Below are 17,294 nucleotides of genomic sequence, written 5' to 3'. Positions count from 1 at the left end.
AGCAGGCAATAGGACCTAATAATCATTGCCTTAGTAATTTGATTCTCCAGCGTTCCTTTTTTGTTTTATCTATATCTAGGATTTCAAGTGAACCTTTGTGCTCCAAGTGGATTAGGTCTCCAATTTTCAAAGATTTACTGGGCTGATTATTCAGCCTCCAGTTAAGACGCAGGCAGCCTTTTTTAATTTGAGTCGTTATTTTTGATCTCGATAAACCAAATCCTGCAGAGGCTATTGCGTCTATTCGTGTAGAGGCTTCAACTGTATTAATTATTTTTTCTGGTCTCTTAAAAGGGATCTCCATATCATTGAGATCTAACGCTTCGATTGCTATTTCGACTTCTCGTAATTTGCCAATTTTTTGATGAATTAAATCTGCACATTTTTGCGAGCAAATGGCTTGGGCACCTCTATCTCTAATTAACCAAATGTCTCCAATTGCGCCTTCTTCTATTCCAAGCTCATGTAAGGTATCTCTAAAATCATTTTGTTTTGCTCTATCGAATAGGAAATTTCCTTTTAGATAAATACCTTTTATGGGAATATTTGAAGATGAAAAGTTGATTTCTTGTTCAGATCTTATGAAACATATTCTTTTACGTTCTGAACCAGGGAATCCCCCCTCAAAAAAGAGTTTTATATCACTTAAATTATTGAATTTTTTTTTAACTTCCTCCATTAATTGTGCTGAAACGAAAGGAGACCATATAGGTTTTCTCTGATTTAGTGCCTTTTCTGCATAATCAAGTAAAACCTCTAGCTCTTCGCAAAAATTGCTATTTAATAGAATCTTTTGTTTAGGAAGATACATGAAAAGAGAATAAATTTCTCGTTTTATATTTAAATATTCTAAACCTTTCTATTAAATTAATGAGTGATTTTGATAAATATAATATTAAATCTAGGGTTTAAGCTGTTAATATCATTTTCCCTTGTTTAAATATTATTTAAGTTAGAATTACTCTTTGCCTATGGTTATAATTTCTAAGCTATCTATCTCTTTTAGAATTCCCCAAGGTGGTTCTATCTCTAGTGGTAATTCTAGAATTAACAGCCAACAACCTCCTTCGCTTTTTTTTCTAATAGCTCTTAAATCATCATTTGTTTCTTGGCTAATGCCCCCAGCTGAAAAAAAACTCCCTAGGGCTCCTGAAATCATTCCTACTATGCCTCCTAAGAGCTTCTCTAATTGATTTGGGAACCCCATGTCTGCGAATGTTTTAAGATCTGTCATTTGAGAAAAGCTTAGACCTGCAATAAAACCAAAGGGAATCAACCATGATGCCAAAGTTTTTTGGCGATCCTTTCGAGCAAGAGTTGGATTCAGAAACTTGATATTATTAAAATTTGATTTATTGGCAAAAACTTCTTCAGATGTGTCTAGATTTGACTCCTCATCTTTGGATTGTTTATCCAATGGTTCTACAAGATCGCAATTAAGGATAGGTGTTTGAGCCTCTCTTAATTTGAGAAGTAACTCTTTTATTGGTTCCTTTTCTTTCGAGATGATTACGAATGTGGACACTAATTAGCTCCTTGAAATGTTTGGATATTCAATCCTGCTCAACATAATTCTGGCCAGCGGCAAATAGATCACTAAAGTTCAGATCGGCACGTTTATCGCCTTTAATGACGAAAGTTCTTGTTTCTGATCCAATTGATCAAGCAGGTATAGATATTCTTACTCAGGTTGCTCAAGTTGACCAAAAAGTAGGTCTTTCGATAGATGAGTTAAAGAATATTATTAGTGATTATGATGGTTTAATGATCCGTTCAGGAACTCAAGTTAGTTCGGATGTGATAGCTGAGGCTAAGAAATTAAGAATCATTGGTAGAGCTGGCGTTGGGGTTGATAATGTTGATGTTCCAAGTGCTACTAAAAAGGGTGTCTTAGTTGTAAATTCTCCAGGTGGAAACACGATTGCAGCAGCAGAGCACGCTTTGGCAATGATTCTTTCATTATCTAGAAATATTCCTCAAGCACATGCAAGTATGTTTTCTGGGGGTTGGGATCGCAAAAAATATGTAGGGAATGAGCTTTATAAGAAAACTTTAGGAGTAGTTGGACTTGGCAAGATTGGATCTCATGTAGCAAAGGTCGCGAATGCAATGGGTATGGAAGTCATAGGATTTGATCCTTTCGTTTCAACTGAAAGGGCTCAGCAAATGCAGGTTCAATTAAGTGATATTGAAGAGTTGTTCAAGCAATCTGATTATGTAACCCTTCATCTTCCAAGGACACCTGATACAGAGAATTTAGTTGATATGGACCTTTTGAAAAAAATGAAACCAACTGCGAGATTGGTGAATTGTGCAAGGGGCGGAATTATTAATGAAAATGATTTAGCTAATGCATTAGTAGAAAATGTCATACAAGGTGCTGCAATCGATGTGTATGCAAAAGAACCCCTAGCTGAGAACTCCCCTCTACGCGCTGTAAAAAAAGGCTTGATACTTACTCCTCATCTAGGTGCTTCAACTGTTGAGGCACAACAAAATGTAGCTATTGATGTTGCAGAACAAATTAGAGATGTTCTTTTGGGTTTGCCTGCACGCAGCGCGGTAAATATTCCTGGTCTAAGCGCAGAGATAATGGATAGTCTTAAACCACATTTAAAACTTGCGGAGACATTAGGATTATTAGTTAGTCAAATTTCAGGGGGACAGATTCAAAAATTAGAAGTTCGTTTGCAGGGAGAATTCGCTCAACATCCATCTCAGCCGCTAGTTATTGCTACTTTAAAGGGATTCCTTACTAGTGCATTGGGAGATAAAATTAATTATGTAAACGCTTCATTGGAAGCAAAAGCACGTGGTATTGATGTCGTCGAAATTAAGGATGAGTTGAGCCCAGAGTTTGCTCGAGGCTCTTTACAGTTGGATAGTTTTAGCGACAAAGGTGGACATAGCGTTTCTGGTACCGTTTTTGGTGATGGTGATCTCGGTATTACAAGTATTGATGAGTACCCGATAAATTTTGTGCCAAGTAGACATATGCTTTTTACGAGGCATAGGGACATGCCTGGAATTATTGGTCAGATAGGCTCACTTCTTGGAAAATACAATGTTAATATTGCCTCAATGCAAGTAGGAAGAAGGATCGTTCGAGGTGAGGCAGTTATGGTTTTAAGTATCGATGATCCTATCCCATCTGAGTTGCTTGGCTCAATTATTTCAATGCAAGGAATAAACGAAGCTCATTCTGTGACTTTATGATTTGTTAGTTGAGCAGAATACAGAGTTGAATAATTCTCAGATTATTTGGTTGAGATTGGAGCAAGAAATTGCAGTTGAGCTAGAAGATTCTTTTTATTGGCTGTTGAACAAGCTAGATATTCATAGATTCTCTTTAGAGCATGATCCATCAAACAATTCCACTGAAAAACTTTTTATATGGCTTCCTTTGAATGAATGGTTGGTTAAGGATCGAGAGATTTTAGTCCAATCATTTATTTCGTTAGCAAAACCTTTTGACTTGACTTTGCCTGCATGCAAATGGATAAAAGTGAAAGATGAAGATTGGAGCTTAAGTTGGAAAAAAAACTGGAAACCTGATCCCGTAGGACAATCAATCTTAATTTTGCCTGCATGGTTAGATGTCCCTGAGCAATTTCTGGAACGAAAAATTATTCGTTTAGACCCAGGTAGTGCTTTTGGAACTGGTAGTCATCCCTCTACGCGTTTATGTATTGAATTCTTGGACAACGACCCTCCAGTAGGTCAAACCATCGCTGATTTGGGCTGTGGTAGTGGAATATTATCTTTAGCTGCATTGAAATTAGGTGCTGAGACCACCTTCTCTGTTGACACCGATTCTCTGGCAATATCCGCCACTAAAATTAATTCTGATTTAAACCATGTCCCTGAAGACCTCTTAAATGTTTACCTTGGTTCTATTGGTGAAGTCCAGACGAATATGCCCGAAAAAAAAATTGATTTAATTCTCTGCAATATCCTTGCACCTGTAATAAGATCTATCGGTCCGAGTTTCGAAAAAATTATTAGTAATAAAGGTAAACTCATTCTTTCTGGTTTATTAGTTGAACAAATTAAAGAACTTCAAGAATTCTTTTTTTCACTTGGTTGGCAAGTTCTTGAAATTAAGACAAAGGAACGATGGGCCTTACTGGTATTGAGTCAAAACTTACCTTAAATTAAATAAATTCAAAATTGCCAAATTAACAACTTTCATGACGTCTTTTAAGATCACTTTTATTAATAAGTTAAGTGGTCTCAGAGAAATCATCGATATCCCTGATGACAAATATATTCTTGATGCTGCCTGTGAACAAAAGATTCAGCTTCCTTATTCCTGTCGATCCGGAGCATGTTCAACTTGTGTCGCTAAATTAGAAAAAGGAGAAGTTGATCAAGAGGATCAAAGTTTTTTAGACGATGATCAAATAAAAAAAGGTTATATTTTGATTTGCGTTGCTTATCCCACTTCAGATTGCACAATTAGAACCCATGCTGAAGACGAAATGTACTGATATTAATTTTTTCACCAGATTTTTATCGATAACTTGCCATTTATCTTTTTTCTCGCCAATCTCTTGTTTATGTGCTCATGAGCGCAAATAAAATTATTTAGGGATTAATTGATTTCAGAAGTTTTGCCAACAGATAAAGCTCAAGGTCTTTTAGACCATGGTTCTATTCATTCAAGCATTGGAGGTCAATTTAGTTTTAGGGTTTTAGGCCCATGCTGTCGACTCTATGACCGTGAGGAATTACCTTGGCCGTGTTGCAGACTCTCATGGCGAAGTAAGGAGCCTAGTTGGAGAAGAATTGGAAAAAGATTTGTCGCTGATATCGCTGCACAAAAATGCCCATCATATTCTGTTGAAATTATCCAACCAGGCGTTAAACCAACAAAAACAATCTTGACTTTGTTTTCTTGTCGTTTAGATACCAATATTCAGGAATGGTGGTATAGCAAACATCCTCGCTCCAGAGATGTCTCAAATATTGCACCTCAAGATCATGAATTTAGAAAAATTGAAAACTCTTTTTCGATTTAAAGTGATGAAGATATGAAGCATTTCGCGCATAAGTTCATACCATTTTTCAAATTTGAAGGATAATTGTAGGTAATTAAATTTCAACACAGGGATGAACTTCGACTATCACGCTGTTGCTTCTGCTGCTACCGCTGCTATTCCATTGGCTGCTGGAGCTGCTGGGGTTGGCTATTTTATATTGCGCCAAAAAGGCTTTGGCTTTGGTACCTCACATTTGCTTGTGGGCCTGCCAATGTTTGCAGTTGGCGGAGCTGCAGCGGCTTTCTTTCTAATAACAAAGTGAAAAAGTTAGTTTTTAACCAATAAAAAAAGGGGCCACTGGCCCCTTTTTTATTGGTTGTTAAATTTTGAATAAATTTAAGTACCTGGGTTGAAACCTTTACCTTTGGTAGCAGGAACATATCCAGCAGCAGTAGTGCTACAACCAAGACTTTCGGCTGTGCTACCAGTAGCTACTTCACAAAGTTTTTTCTGTTGACTTCTATCTAATACAGCATCAGTAAAGTCAGCACCATCAATGGTTGCACCATCAAAAACACTCTTAAGCAACTCGGCACCAGTAAGCTTTACGTTTGTAAGGTTCGCATTATCAAACCTTGTAGCATAAGCAATAACATTGGTCATGTTTGCGCCTGTTAGATCAGAGTTCTTCAAAGTTGAGACACTGAAATAAGCCCCAGTGAAATTCGCCCCACCAAGATCTTTTCCTGATAAGTCGTATTTTACATACTCTGTGTTTTGTAAGTCCTTACCAGCCAAGCTTGGATCTAAGCTATCCACTGAAGAAGGATCGCTGGGATACAGGGCACTTACAGAAAGAGGACTAATAATGAGACTTACAAGCACAGGTATCAAGACAAATAGTCTTGAAAGGGACCGTTTAAGGGAAGAAATAAGAGAATCCATTAATAACGCCAGCGATTAAAGAAGCACCAAACTCGACTATTGTTTCATGTAGAGGCATTTCATAGGCAAGGGATCAAGAACTGTTGCAGCGTTTCTTTATATCAATTTGCAAAAAGTCTTTCGCCAACTGAGTATTTGGAAAAATTGCTTTTGCTTCATTAAGCAAATCATTAGGACTTGTTTCATTCCCAGGGGTATATCTCGGGCTCAAATGAGTCAAAATCAATTGATTTACGTTCGCTTTTGCAGCAATTTGAGCTGCCATGGTGGCAGTTGAATGTCCACGTTCATAAGCCATGTCAGTTTCTTTATGAGAATAAGTTGATTCATGGATCAGGAGGTCGGCTTCTCTAGAAATTTCAATTGCTGATTCTGTGTAAACAGTATCTGTGCAATAAACGATGCTTACCCCAGGTCTAGCGGGACCGCAGAATTCTTTTCCATAAAAAATGCGACCATCCTCCAATCTCACTTCTTCACCACGCTGAAGGGCGGCGTATACGGGGCCAGGAGGTATCTTTTTTGATGTTGCTTTATCTATATTGAATCTACCTGGTCTGGCTTTCTGGTTCACCCTGTAAGCAAAAGAGGGGATTCGATGCTTAAGAGGAGCAACTTTTACTTCTAAATTGGAATCTTCAAATAAAATTTCTTTTTTAAAAGCAGAATTTTCTACCCTATGGAATTTTAATGAGTAAGCCAATCTGCTGGAACTATTATACAAGCAAGCATCAATAAAATTTTTAAGAGGTGCTGGTCCATAAAGCTCAATTCCAGTGCTGCTTCCAGCCAACCCAATACTTGATAAAAGTCCTGGTAGGCCATACACATGATCACCATGCATATGAGTTATGAATATTTTTTTTATTTGAGATAATTTAAGGTTGCTTCTCATGAATTGATGTTGAGTACCTTCACCACAATCAAACAACCACAAATCTGATCTTTGTGGAGGCTTTAGTACCATCGCTGATACGTTTCTAGTTAGAGTTGGAACTCCTGAGCTTGTTCCTAGAAAAGTGACTTGCAAGTTTCTCCTCTTTAGTACATGGTGCCATTCAAAGCTTTGACCACTGGTAGATCTTCTATCTTATAGGCAGAATTAGGACCTAAATTCAATTTTTATTGTGAGCACGTCACCTAAAAGTAGTAAGGGATGGGCCATGGTTTTCTTAGCTATATTTTTCATCTCCCCATTAAAGTCAATTGCTGCTAAAGATCCAGTAATAAGAGTCTTAATTGGTCAAGAAAAAAAGGTAAGATTTAGAGCAGATGGTGCCAAATCTTTATTTCTTAAAGGGATTTCTTCTAAACAAAGATCTATTAAATCTATAAATATAATTTACGATAATGGCAATGTTAACTATTCTATTAACAACAATAAAAATTCTTGGTTTGAATTACCTAAGAACTTTAATTTAATAATCAAAAATAATGATGATAGAGGGATTTGGTATAAAAATAGAAGGTATGCGGGAGACTTAAGAATTTCTTTGAATGATCAGAATTTGCAAATAATAAATTCTTTAAACTTAGAGAAATATTTAAAAAGTGTTGTCGGTAGTGAAATGCCTAAAGAATTTCCACTTGCAGCACTTCAAGCTCAAGCAATAGCAGCTAGGACTTATGCTTTAAAACTTTTAGACGAGAATCAATCCTTTGATATTCATTCAACTCAAGAAAGTCAAGTTTATTTAGGACTTGAAGCTGAAACAGCAAAAATAAATAGAGCAGTCAAAAGTACAAGATCACTTGCTTTGTTTTATAAAAATAAACTTATAGAGGCGGTTTTTCATAGTAGTTCTGGTGGGAGGACTGAAAATAGTGGCACAGTTTGGAAGTATCAATTACCTTATTTAAAAAGTGTTATTGACTATGATCAAAACGGTGAGAAGTATAGATGGAGTAATGAATTTACTTCAGGAGAGTTAGACAAGATTTTTCCTGACTTGGGTGGAGTAAACAGTATACAAATTATTAACAAAAGCAATACCGATAGAGTCTTGAAAATTAAACTTTATGGATTAAATGGCAACAAAAATATCTCTGGGAAGAACTTAAGAAAAAAATTACAATTGCTTAGTACTAAATTTGATGTTAATTTAAAATATAAACAAAGCAATTTAGATAATAAATTGAATATTTATAATAAAGTTTTCAATGATATGGCACCTCAACCTTTACCGGAGATTCCAAAAGATTATTTCTTGTTAGTGAGAGGTTATGGCGCTGGGCATGGGGTAGGAATGAGCCAATGGGGTGCTAAAGCTATGGCTGAAAGAGGATCAAGTTTTCGTGAAATCCTAAAACATTATTACACGGGAGTACAAATAAAAACCTATTAGTTAATTTTATTATTTATAGATTAATATTATAAGTTTTATATTTTATGATTTTAACCAATTGCATTAAAAACAACCTTAGGGTTAATTGCATAACTTTCATCTAAAACTGCTATCCCAAGGATTTGATTTTTAATATCCAATACTAAAATATTATTAATATTACTATTTTCAATTTCTTTGATTTTAGATAACTTTAAACGTTTTATATTATTTTGAAAACTTATCTTTCTTCCTGAGCGCCAACTAAGAATCTCTTCTTCAGAAATTAATTTAAAAGAAGAAAGATGTTCAAAAAAGATATTAGGGTTAAGAATTTTAGGTTTATTTTTTTCTGGATAAAATTCTGATTTCTCAGGAAGTAGTACTGAGTGATTCTCGGTAAAATTATAGGCTTTTGTGCGTCTCAACTTTTTCAAATGACCACCGCATCCAATTTTATCTCCAATATCTCTAGCCAAGGATCTAATGTATGTCCCTGCTGAGCAGTCGACGTCAACTAATAACTCACCATTACTTGGTGACCAGCTTATTAAATTTAATTTGTTTATGGTTATTTTTTTAGGTTTTAAATCAAATTTTTCTCCTTTTCTTGCTTTCTTATAAGCTCTCTCTCCTTTTACATGAACACTAGAGAAAATAGGGGGCTTTTGTAATATCTCGCCTCTGAAATTCTCTAGTATACAATCCATATCATTTTTGCTAATTAATGGCAATATTTTTGATTCTATGATTTCTCCTTGCATATCATCAGTATTCGTAGTAACCCCCAACTGAATGATTCCTGTATAGGCTTTAGAGCCTTGTAAATAAGGGATTAATCTTGTCGCAGCACCTATTGCTATTGGTAGTACACCAGTAACTGAGGGATCAAGGGTTCCACTATGTCCAATTTTTTTAATATCAAATACTTTTCGAAGTCTATTCACGCAATCATGAGAAGTAAGCCCAGCAGGCTTATCAATGACAACAAATCCAAAAGGCTTTTCCAAAATTAATATTGTAGGTTGAGGCTCACGTAAAAAGATTGTTCAAGTAACCCTGAACATTTAAAGTTATAACTCAGTGTGTTCAGTGAGCCAAATAATATGACCAATTTAGATCTCAGTATTTCCTGCTTCCTTAAAGATGGCTTTAATTTAAAAAAACACCTTATTGATTTTCTTCACATAAATAATGAGAAATTAGATCAAAGGTTAATTAACGGTGTTGATGATTTGGCGGCTCTGCATCCAGGAGCTTTTACTGAGAAAAATGCAGGTGATTTTTATGAAGCAGAAGTTGGCGATGCTCATTTAATAGACCTTGCGTCTTGGCATTTAAATAGTTCTAATTACATAGCTGATACTCTTCGTTTACAACAAAAATTTGCCTCTGGAAAAGTTTTAGATTTTGGCGGTGGTATTGGTACGCATGCTCTGGCTGCTTCATTTTTGCCAAATGTTGAACATGTTTGGTTTGTGGATCTTAATCCTCAAAACCGTAGTTTTGTAGAACATAGATCTAAGGAATTGGGTATTGAAAATAAGATTTCAGTTTTTAGAGATTTAGAAAGCACCTCTGATGTGATTTTTGATTCTCTTATTTGCTTGGATGTCTTAGAACATCTGCCAGATCCAGCAAAACAATTGAGAATATTTTTGGAAAAACTTTCTCCTAAAGGGATAGCTTTACTTAATTGGTATTTTTATAAAGGTAAAAATGGAGAATATCCATTCCATTTTGATGATCCTATTCTTATTGAGAATTTCTTTTCTACCTTACAATTAAATTTCTTAGAAGTGTTCCATCCTTTTTTAATCACTACTCGAGCTTATAAACCTTTAAAAAAATAAAAAAACATCTTTAGCCATGGATATTGATTCTTTTTCTATTCCTTAACCCTCTTCGGATACTTTCAAAATGAACTGAACCATCAGCTAAAGCGAAAAGAGTATCATCTTTTCCTCTGCCTACATTAACCCCTGGAAGTATGGATGTACCTCTTTGGCGTATGAGAATAGACCCCGCAGTTACTTTTTCACCACCATAAGCTTTTACCCCAAGTCTTTTGGAGTTTGAGTCTCTCCCATTCCTTGTTGATCCAGTACCTTTCTTATGAGCCATGATTTATGTAATCTTTTAGTTTTAATTTCTAAGATTCTACTTTAGCAGTAGTAGTTTTGGTGTCTTTTGTCTCTTTAGATTTTTTGGTTTTTGATCCTACTGATATTGATTGAACTAAAACCCTTGTTAGTTCTTGACGATGTCCATTTTTTCTTCTTGTTTTTTTCTTTGGTCTCATTTTATAAACTATTATTTTTGGACCTCTTCTATGCTCTAGGACTTTAATTTCTACTTTCGCATCTTTTACATAAGGTTTCCCAAGCTTTAAATCTTTGCCATCGTTAAGCAGAAGCACTTTCTCAAGAGTCAAAACATCATTAACTTCTGCATGGCATCTGTCTAAATCATAATAACGGTTGGGTTGAAGCCAAAATTGTTTTCCTGAGGCTTCAACTATCGCGTAAGTTTTATCTTGTGGAGTGTTCTTTGTGGGAGTTGATTTTTTATCAGCCATGATTATTTGGTGACACGCTAAGGCTCGAAATAAAATAAAAGGGATTCCTTCTTTTAATCGATTAAGCCTTAATCGTAATCGAAAAACAAACTAACATTGTGGCTTTTTGTTGGTTACCTAGTCAAGATCTAAGTAGGGCAAATGTTCTAATTATTTTTAAGAGGTTTTTAAATGAGTGCAAGAAAGACGTATATCCTTAAGCTCTATGTGGCTGGGAATACTCCCAACTCTATGAGGGCTTTGAACACTTTGAGAGAAATCTTAGAAAGTGAATTTAAAGGTGTCTATGCTCTTAAAGTTATTGATGTTTTAAAAAGTCCTCAATTAGCCGAGGAAGATAAAATCCTTGCAACGCCAACTTTATCTAAGATTTTACCCCCACCTGTCCGAAGAATCATTGGCGACCTTTCAGATAGAGAAAAGGTGCTAATTGGATTGGACCTTTTGTATGATGAACTTTCAGATCAGGAAATGTTTTACTCTTCTGATAAATAATTTAGTTAATTAAACAAGAAGTAAATGAATTCTTAAGCCCAACCGATAACTAAGCAATTCTTAGTGTTTGTTGATTATGTTTTACTCATAACAGCTTTAAGCGTTCTTCAATAAAAAATTCGATCAAACATGCATGTTCAAAAACTCCCCACTGGCATCGAGGGCTTTGATGATATTTGTCATGGTGGGTTGCCTAATGCACGCAGCACTTTAGTTAGCGGAACATCAGGGACTGGTAAAACAGTTTTTTCTCTGCAATATCTTCATCATGGAATATGTAATTTTGATGAACCTGGGATTTTTGTTACTTTTGAAGAATCACCTCTGGACATTGTTCGAAATGCCGCAAGTTTTGGTTGGGATCTACAAGAATTAATTGACCAAAATAAACTTTTTATTTTAGATGCATCTCCAGACCCAGAAGGACAAGATGTGGCTGGAAGTTTTGATTTATCTGGGTTAATTGAAAGGATTAGTTATGCCATTAGAAAGTTCAAAGCTAAAAGAGTGGCTATAGATTCAATGACAGCAGTTTTTCAACAATATGACGCAATTTATGTTGTTAGAAGAGAGATTTTTCGACTAATTGCAAGACTAAAAGAAATAGGAGTGACTACTGTTATGACCACTGAAAGAATAGATGAATATGGTCCAATTGCTAGATATGGAGTTGAAGAATTTGTTTCTGACAATGTTGTGATTTTAAGAAATGTTTTAGAAGCAGAGAAGAGGAGAAGAACTGTAGAAATTTTGAAATTAAGAGGAACTACTCATATGAAGGGTGAATTCCCTTTCACAATGGGTCCCCAAGGAATAGTTGCATTTCCTTTAGGTGCAATGAGATTGACTCAAAGGTCATCAAATATTCGCATAAGTTCTGGTGTCCCTGATTTGGATGAAATGTGTGGAGGAGGATATTTTCAAGATTCAATTATTCTTGCAACTGGTGCGACTGGTACTGGGAAAACTATGTTGGTTTCTAAGTTTGTTGAAGATGCCTATAAACATAAAGAACGAACAATCCTATTTGCATATGAAGAATCAAGAGCTCAACTTCTAAGGAATGCAACTAGTTGGGGGATTGATTTTGAAAAAATGGAAGCTGATGGATTATTGAAGATTATTTGTGCTTATCCAGAATCAACTGGGTTGGAAGATCATCTGCAAATTATCAAATCCGAGATCTCTGATTATAAACCTTCCAGGATGGCAATCGATTCACTATCTGCATTGGCAAGAGGTGTAAGCTTAAATGCATTTAGACAGTTCGTTATTGGAGTAACTGGTTATGCAAAACAAGAAGAAATAGCAGGATTCTTTACTAATACTGCAGAAGAATTTATGGGAAGCCACTCGATTACTGATTCCCATATTTCGACGATAACTGATACTATTTTGCTTTTACAGTATGTAGAAATAAGAGGGGAAATGGCAAGAGCAATAAATGTTTTTAAGATGCGTGGATCATGGCATGACAAAAGAATACGTGAATATATCATTACTAATGAAGGCCCAGAGATTAAAGACTCATTCTCTAATTTTGAACAAATTTTTAGTGGAGCCCCTCATCGAATTAATCCTGAAGAGCAAATCCCTGGTGTTTTTAAAACCATTGAAATGAAAGAAGAGTGATTTCTATTTTATTAAAGACTTGTCATTTTCAATTTCCCAATTTTTTCTTGCAGATTTAAGTAATAACTGATCAGAGTCCGAATCTTCAAGAGGGAGCTCAAACCAGAAAGTCGTTCCTGTATTTGGTTCACTAGCCATTCTTATTTCACTCCCATGTTTGTCGACGATACCTTTGACAATTGAAAGCCCTAATCCAGTCCCTATTTCCGTATGAACTGAATCCTCAACTCTGTAAAAACGTTCAAATATTCTTTGTTGATCTATTTCAGAAATACCACATCCTGTATCAGACACTTCAACTCTTATTTTGGGCATTGGAGATAATATCTCACAATGTGGAGCCTCGTTATCTTGATCAACTGGAGAAGCAACGCATATGTCGGGCCATGTGTATGCCTTTAAATTTATTGTTCCTCCTTCTTTGCTAAATTTGAGAGCATTGCCAACAAGGTTGTCTAAAACTTGGAGAATCATATCCCAATTCCCTAAAACAAACGCTAAATTATTTTCAACATTCAATAACAGTTTAACATTTTTATCTTCAGCATTAAGTTTATAGTTCCTGAGGGTTTGTTCCATAGCTTCTTTTATACTTAGTGATTCTAATTGGATTGTTCTTCCAGATTCCAGTTTGGATAGGTCAAGAACATCATTGACCAAGCGAGTAAGTCTATCTGTTTCTGAATTTGCAACACCCAGAAACTCTTTTTGCTCATCTTTTGTAAGTTGTTCACCTAAGTCATATAGGGTCTCTACATAGCTTTTTATATTAAATAATGGCGTTCTTAATTCGTGCGAAACGTTACTGATGAATCTTTTTTGTGCTGCGTTTAATTGAACTTCCCTAGTGAGATCTTGAACGGTAACAGCGATACCTTTGATATTTTCTCCTGTTGTGTCTCTAACGGACTTTAAAACTATACGAAGTGTTCTTGGGGGTTCGTCAAGATTGCAGCGCAAATCGTCGCTGTCTCCAAAATTATTTAAAAGAGAAGTTATTGGAGTTTCGAGCTCTTTCGCGAGGGTATCAGGAAGTTGATTTAATAATTTTTGACCTTCAAGATTTCTACCCTCCCATCGAAATAGTCTTCTAGCAGTTGGATTTACTAAAACAATATTTCCTTGTTCATCAATCAGAAGTGCTCCATCTGCCATGGTGGCTATTAAAGACTGCTGCTTAACTTGAGCAGCTTTTAATTCTTCAATATTTGCCGCATCATAGTCTTCTAATCTTGACGCCATTGCATTAAACCCATTTAAGAGTTCTCCAAGTTCTCCACTCATAGGTAGATCTACTCTTGATTTAAAATTACCTTTAGCAATTTCTCTAACTCCAATAACTAATTCTTTGATGGGACGAGTGATTGTTAGAGCATTAAATACTGCGCCAATTATTACTAAAACCCAAATAGAAATAAACACAGCAACGGTAATCTCTCTTGTTAATGCTGCTGTGGCAAGAGCTTTTTTATTTGGTGTTACTCCAAGAGCTAATGTGCCAAGGTATTCACCTTTCCAAAGCATTGGGACAAAAACATCAGTTACTTGACCTTGAGGAGTTGAATGTTGTCTGACTAGTGGGAATTGAGGTTGTTTTTTTAATTCACTTGGGAGTTTAAGTTTTCTAGTGAGTTGTAAGGCACCCTCCTCTTCGGATTCCGTGTTCGTTGCGCTGACCGGAATACCCAGTTTCACTAAGCCATCAGGGTCAGTGAAGAAAATGTACCTTAAATTTCTGCTTGAACGCCAAAACTTCTCTGCTACGTTGAAAAGCTCTCTTGTTTGATTTTTTGCTACTAATTCTGTGACGTTTCCAGATAATAATAAGCCTAAATCTCTGGCATATCTTGTATCGTTCATGCCTGCATCTTTTTGTATACTACTCAGAGCAAAGAACGTAATAAGTGTCATTATAAAACTAACTACTAGTGTTCCAAATGCTAGTAGTTTTGATCTTAGATTAAATCTTGACCACCATAAATATATTTTTTCTAATGTGCTTAATTCATTTCGAAAGCTATCGTCTTTTGACGAAGAAAAGGAATTATTTTGTTTTAAATTTGAATTATTCATTAAACTCAATTAAATTAAATATTCCTAACTTGATAACCTATATCTTTGCGGTAGTGCATATCATCAAACTTGATTTTTTTCAGGCTAGAGTAAACTAAGTCGAAAGCCTCGTCAAAGGTTTCTCCCTGTGCAACTACTGAAAGAACTCTACCTCCTGATGTAATTATATTGTCAGATTTGTCCACCTCGGTTCCTGCGTGAAAAACTTGTAGAGAAGAATTTGAACCAATATCAATACTAATCTCGTCACCTTTTCGAGGGTTTTCTGGATATCCATTAGATGCGGCAACAACACAGGCACTTCGTTTTGCGTTGAATGTAAGTTTTGGAGCGTTTCTTAACTCTCCTTTGGCACAAGCAAAAATTACTGATGAAAATTCATTTCCCATTAATGGCATTAAGGCTTGACATTCTGGGTCGCCAAAACGACAGTTAAATTCAATAACTTTTGGCCCAGATTTTGTGAGCATTAATCCTGCATAAATAACTCCGATGTATTTGATTTTCTTTTTTTTCAGACCTTTTAAAGTAGGGATAAGAACAAGCTCCGTCAAGTCATCAAGTTCTTGTTGATTGAGTAGAAGTGCAGGAGCGTAAGCTCCCATTCCACCAGTGTTTGGCCCATTATCTCCCTCGAGTAATCTTTTGTGATCTTGGGCTGGAGGAAGAATAACTAAGTTGTCTCCATCACAAAGAGCAAAAATAGAAACTTCTGGCCCTTCAATTGTTTCTTCGAGAATAATTTTATTTCCTGCAGAGCCAAACTTTCCAGAAAATACTTCATTAATTGCTTCCCTAGATTGCTCAATTGTTTGACAAACGGTTACGCCTTTACCTGCAGCAAGACCGTCTGCTTTGACAACAAGTGGTTTATTGAATCTTTGAAGAATTTTCAAGGCTTCATCTTTAGAGCCTGTAGTCCAGTACTTTGCTGTAGGGATATTGTTCTCTATCATCAGACCCTTAGCCCAGTCTTTGCTTGCCTCTAGTTGAGCCCCTTCTTTTCCAGGACCAAAAACTATTAAATCTGCTTCACGCAGTTTGTCTGCCAAGCCTTCAGCTAAAGGGACTTCAGGACCGATTATGACCAAATCAATTTGAAGTCTTTTGCACTCATTTATAATTGCTTTTTCATCTTTGGATTTTGGTCTTAGACAGATACATTTTTCGAAATTAGTTGTACCACCATTCCCAGGGCAAACATATATTTTTTCTATGGATTGATTTTTTGACAGAGCCCAAGCAATAGAATTTTCTCTTCCTCCGTTCCCAACTATTAATACCCTTCTTAATTCAGCTGATTCTTCTGGCTTTAGATTCTTTGTCATAGTTGTTCTCTTGCTGCAGTGAAAAATAGTTTTAGTGGAGCTTTAATTACCTTTTGATTATTAGTTAATATATTTTGAAGAAAAGTTATTAAGTTGATTGAAAGTTAGTTTTTAAAAAAAATTGTTTTGATTGAGGTGATTTTTTTAGCATTGTCTATTTATACTAATTAGATAACAGAGGTATTAATGAATCATATCGAAAGGTCACTAATTTATGAAGGAAAGGCAAAACGAATTTTTGCGACTGAAAATCCAGATAGGGTTTTAATAGAGTTCAAGAATGATGCTACTGCTTTTAACGCAAAAAAACGATCACAGATCGAAGGCAAAGGTCGATTGAATTGCAAAATCTCTGCTGCTCTTTTTAAATTGCTTGAATCTAATGGAATTCCAACCCATTTTTTAGGACTCCATTCGGAAACCTTTATGATTGCGGATAAAATTAATGTAATTCCTTTGGAGGTTGTTATTCGTAATATCGCAACAGGTTCATTATGTAGAGAAACACCAATACATCAAGGAGCAAAATTAAATCCTCCTCTACTAGATTTATATTATAAAGATGATGAATTAGGAGATCCTATACTTACAGAAAGAAGATTGAAGTTGCTTAATATAATATCTTCTTCTCAGATGGAAGAGGTAGAGAAAATTACTAGAGGTGTTAATAAAATTTTAAAAGAATATTTTGATTCACTTGATTTACTATTGGTTGACTTTAAATTAGAATTTGGCCTTAACTCATTAGGAGAGCTTGTGTTAGCAGATGAAATAAGTCCAGATAATTGTAGGTTTTGGGATAAAAAAAATTCTGACCCTGAGGAACGTATCCTTGACAAAGACCGCTTTCGACAAGATCTTGGAGGTGTTATTGATGCATATGAGGAGATTTTGAAACGGATAGAAAAAAGAGTCTTCTAATGCTTTTTAATCAAAT

The 17,294-nt window shown here is 35.5% G+C and carries 19 protein-coding genes; 10 read left to right on the top strand and 9 right to left on the bottom strand.

Features of this window, described 5'->3' with window-relative positions:
• Positions 1-22: 22 nt before the first annotated feature.
• Both AC6EIW_RS05805 and AC6EIW_RS05800 read right to left on the bottom strand, forming a co-directional pair.
• Complete coding sequence (locus tag AC6EIW_RS05805) at positions 23-811, bottom strand: photosystem II electron transport protein, Sll1252 family (RefSeq protein ID WP_498519784.1); 789 nt, start codon at positions 809-811, stop codon at positions 23-25.
• Between the two features lie 147 nt (positions 812-958).
• Positions 959-1,525 (bottom strand): hypothetical protein, encoded by a 567-nt coding sequence (locus tag AC6EIW_RS05800; RefSeq protein ID WP_498519783.1) that lies wholly within the window; start codon positions 1,523-1,525, stop codon positions 959-961.
• A 104-nt stretch (positions 1,526-1,629) separates the two neighbouring features.
• Here AC6EIW_RS05800 and serA point away from each other — a divergent pair, with 104 nt between their 5' ends.
• The 5 genes from serA to AC6EIW_RS05775 all read left to right on the top strand — a co-directional run bounded on the left by serA (position 1,630) and on the right by AC6EIW_RS05775 (position 5,304).
• Positions 1,630-3,216 carry a phosphoglycerate dehydrogenase gene (gene serA, locus AC6EIW_RS05795; RefSeq protein ID WP_498519782.1) on the top strand — a complete coding sequence of 529 codons (1,587 nt, stop codon included), beginning with the start codon at positions 1,630-1,632 and terminating at the stop codon, positions 3,214-3,216.
• Between the two features lie 25 nt (positions 3,217-3,241).
• Complete coding sequence (gene prmA, locus AC6EIW_RS05790) at positions 3,242-4,153, top strand: 50S ribosomal protein L11 methyltransferase (protein WP_498519781.1); 912 nt, start codon at positions 3,242-3,244, stop codon at positions 4,151-4,153.
• Between the two features lie 37 nt (positions 4,154-4,190).
• The gene (locus tag AC6EIW_RS05785) at positions 4,191-4,490 is read left to right on the top strand and encodes a 2Fe-2S iron-sulfur cluster-binding protein (RefSeq protein ID WP_498519780.1); all 300 of its coding nucleotides are present in this window, start codon (positions 4,191-4,193) and stop codon (positions 4,488-4,490) included.
• 108 nt (positions 4,491-4,598) lie between these two features.
• Positions 4,599-5,021 (top strand): DUF8632 family protein, encoded by a 423-nt coding sequence (locus tag AC6EIW_RS05780; protein ID WP_498519779.1) that lies wholly within the window; start codon positions 4,599-4,601, stop codon positions 5,019-5,021.
• Positions 5,022-5,112: 91 nt separating this feature from the next.
• Positions 5,113-5,304 carry a hypothetical protein gene (locus AC6EIW_RS05775; protein ID WP_158467090.1) on the top strand — a complete coding sequence of 64 codons (192 nt, stop codon included), beginning with the start codon at positions 5,113-5,115 and terminating at the stop codon, positions 5,302-5,304.
• Positions 5,305-5,378: 74 nt separating this feature from the next.
• On the opposite strand, the gene AC6EIW_RS05770 is transcribed toward AC6EIW_RS05775, so the two are convergent.
• Together AC6EIW_RS05770 and rnz are read right to left on the bottom strand one after the other, a co-directional pair.
• A complete protein-coding gene (locus AC6EIW_RS05770; protein ID WP_498519778.1) occupies positions 5,379-5,927 on the bottom strand; it encodes a pentapeptide repeat-containing protein in 549 nt (182 codons plus the stop codon).
• A 73-nt stretch (positions 5,928-6,000) separates the two neighbouring features.
• Positions 6,001-6,957: a ribonuclease Z gene (gene rnz / locus AC6EIW_RS05765; RefSeq protein WP_498519777.1), complete on the bottom strand. Its 957-nt coding sequence runs from the start codon at positions 6,955-6,957 to the stop codon at positions 6,001-6,003.
• A 97-nt stretch (positions 6,958-7,054) separates the two neighbouring features.
• Between rnz and AC6EIW_RS05760 the strand changes: the two genes are divergently transcribed.
• Positions 7,055-8,272 (top strand): SpoIID/LytB domain-containing protein, encoded by a 1,218-nt coding sequence (locus AC6EIW_RS05760; protein ID WP_498519776.1) that lies wholly within the window; start codon positions 7,055-7,057, stop codon positions 8,270-8,272.
• A 50-nt stretch (positions 8,273-8,322) separates the two neighbouring features.
• On the opposite strand, the gene truB is transcribed toward AC6EIW_RS05760, so the two are convergent.
• Positions 8,323-9,261, bottom strand: a complete 939-nt coding sequence (gene truB / locus AC6EIW_RS05755) for a tRNA pseudouridine(55) synthase TruB (RefSeq protein ID WP_498519775.1) — start codon at positions 9,259-9,261, stop codon at positions 8,323-8,325.
• A gap of 96 nt (positions 9,262-9,357) precedes the next feature.
• Here truB and AC6EIW_RS05750 point away from each other — a divergent pair, with 96 nt between their 5' ends.
• Positions 9,358-10,104, top strand: a complete 747-nt coding sequence (locus tag AC6EIW_RS05750; protein WP_498519774.1) for a class I SAM-dependent methyltransferase — start codon at positions 9,358-9,360, stop codon at positions 10,102-10,104.
• 10 nt (positions 10,105-10,114) lie between these two features.
• Here AC6EIW_RS05750 and rpmA read toward each other — a convergent pair whose 3' ends face one another.
• Together rpmA and rplU are read right to left on the bottom strand one after the other, a co-directional pair.
• A complete protein-coding gene (gene rpmA, locus AC6EIW_RS05745) occupies positions 10,115-10,375 on the bottom strand; it encodes a 50S ribosomal protein L27 (protein ID WP_498519773.1) in 261 nt (86 codons plus the stop codon).
• Positions 10,376-10,403: 28 nt separating this feature from the next.
• Entirely contained in the window at positions 10,404-10,829 is a 426-nt protein-coding gene (gene rplU / locus AC6EIW_RS05740) for a 50S ribosomal protein L21 (RefSeq protein WP_498519772.1), read from the bottom strand.
• Between the two features lie 171 nt (positions 10,830-11,000).
• Between rplU and kaiB the strand changes: the two genes are divergently transcribed.
• Positions 11,001-11,324 carry a circadian clock protein KaiB gene (kaiB, locus tag AC6EIW_RS05735; RefSeq protein WP_498463399.1) on the top strand — a complete coding sequence of 108 codons (324 nt, stop codon included), beginning with the start codon at positions 11,001-11,003 and terminating at the stop codon, positions 11,322-11,324.
• Between the two features lie 129 nt (positions 11,325-11,453).
• On the top strand, positions 11,454-12,956 hold the full coding sequence (gene kaiC / locus AC6EIW_RS05730) for a circadian clock protein KaiC (RefSeq protein WP_498519771.1): 1,503 nt from the start codon (positions 11,454-11,456) through the stop codon (positions 12,954-12,956).
• Between the two features lie 3 nt (positions 12,957-12,959).
• Here kaiC and AC6EIW_RS05725 read toward each other — a convergent pair whose 3' ends face one another.
• Together AC6EIW_RS05725 and purD are read right to left on the bottom strand one after the other, a co-directional pair.
• Positions 12,960-15,029: a HAMP domain-containing sensor histidine kinase gene (locus AC6EIW_RS05725; protein ID WP_498519770.1), complete on the bottom strand. Its 2,070-nt coding sequence runs from the start codon at positions 15,027-15,029 to the stop codon at positions 12,960-12,962.
• A 14-nt stretch (positions 15,030-15,043) separates the two neighbouring features.
• The gene (purD, locus tag AC6EIW_RS05720; protein ID WP_498521591.1) at positions 15,044-16,357 is read right to left on the bottom strand and encodes a phosphoribosylamine--glycine ligase; all 1,314 of its coding nucleotides are present in this window, start codon (positions 16,355-16,357) and stop codon (positions 15,044-15,046) included.
• Positions 16,358-16,543: 186 nt separating this feature from the next.
• Here purD and purC point away from each other — a divergent pair, with 186 nt between their 5' ends.
• Positions 16,544-17,278, top strand: a complete 735-nt coding sequence (purC, locus tag AC6EIW_RS05715) for a phosphoribosylaminoimidazolesuccinocarboxamide synthase (protein ID WP_498521590.1) — start codon at positions 16,544-16,546, stop codon at positions 17,276-17,278.
• The last annotated feature ends 16 nt before the right edge of the window (positions 17,279-17,294 follow it).

This window comes from Prochlorococcus sp. MIT2308 (assembly GCF_059772345.1).
The sequence above is the reverse complement of the archived record's forward strand: the minus strand, read 5'-3'. Positions and strand labels throughout refer to the sequence as shown.